Origin of the sequence: Enterobacter cloacae complex sp. SYL003 (genome assembly GCF_049236925.1) — a bacterium.
GTDB classification, from domain to species: Bacteria; Pseudomonadota; Gammaproteobacteria; order Enterobacterales; family Enterobacteriaceae; genus Enterobacter; species Enterobacter intestinihominis.
Genome location: NZ_JBMKJK010000067.1, coordinates 1 through 781, shown reverse-complemented (window position 1 = coordinate 781; position 781 = coordinate 1). Strand labels below are relative to the sequence as shown.

Genomic DNA, 781 nt, shown 5'->3' with positions numbered 1-781 from the left:
GGCCTTTGAATGGGTTCATGTGCAGCTCCATCAGCAAAAGGGGATGATAAGTTTATCACCACCGACTATTTGCAACAGTGCCCCCGAACGGACGTTAGATTTCGAGTTCTAGGCGTTCTGCGATGAAGGTTGGATCCCAGCCGGGATTGAAAGTGTCGACGTGGGTGAATCCGAGCCGCTCGTATAGGCCACGCAGGTTCGGGTGGCAGTCGAGCCGCAGCTTGGCGCACCCCTGCGTTCGCGCGGCATGGCGGCAAGCCTCGATCAGCGCGGAGCTGACACCCCGGCCCGCATGTGTCCGTCGCACCGCGAGCTTGTGCAGATATGCGGCCTCCCCCTTGAGGGCGTCGGGCCAGAACTCGGGATCCTCGGCCGACAAGGTGCAACAGCCGACGATGCCGTCGCTGCAACTCGCGACTAGGAGCTCGGATCTCAGGACGAAGGTCTCCGCGAATGTCCGGTCGATCCGCGCGACGTCCCAGGCGGGCGTTCCCTTGGCGGACATCCACGCCGCAGCGTCGTGCATCAGCCGCACAACCTCGTCGATATCACCCGAGCAGGCGACCCGAACGTTCGGAGGCTCCTCGCTGTCCATTCGCTCCCCTGGCGCGGTATGAACCGCCGCCTCATAGTGCAGTTTGATCCTGACGAGCCCAGCATGTCTGCGCCCACCTTCGCGGAACCTGACCAGGGTCCGCTAGCGGGCGGCCGGAAGGTGAATGCTAGGCATGATCTAACCCTCGGTCTCTGGCGTCGCGACTGCGAAATTTCGCGAGGGTTT

Annotated in this window: 1 protein-coding gene; it reads right to left on the bottom strand. The window is 62.7% G+C overall.

Annotated elements, in window-relative coordinates; translation table 11 throughout:
- Positions 1-94: 94 nt before the first annotated feature.
- Positions 95-595 carry a GNAT family N-acetyltransferase gene (locus tag ACOT1A_RS24595; RefSeq protein ID WP_000376623.1) on the bottom strand — a complete coding sequence of 167 codons (501 nt, stop codon included), beginning with the start codon at positions 593-595 and terminating at the stop codon, positions 95-97.
- Positions 596-781: the final 186 nt, after the last annotated feature.

Excerpts from the sequence above, each read along its gene's own strand:
- ACOT1A_RS24595 (WP_000376623.1), bottom strand. The coding sequence starts at position 595 with ATGGACAGCGAGGAGCCTCCGAACGTTCGGGTCGCCTGCTCGGGTGAT.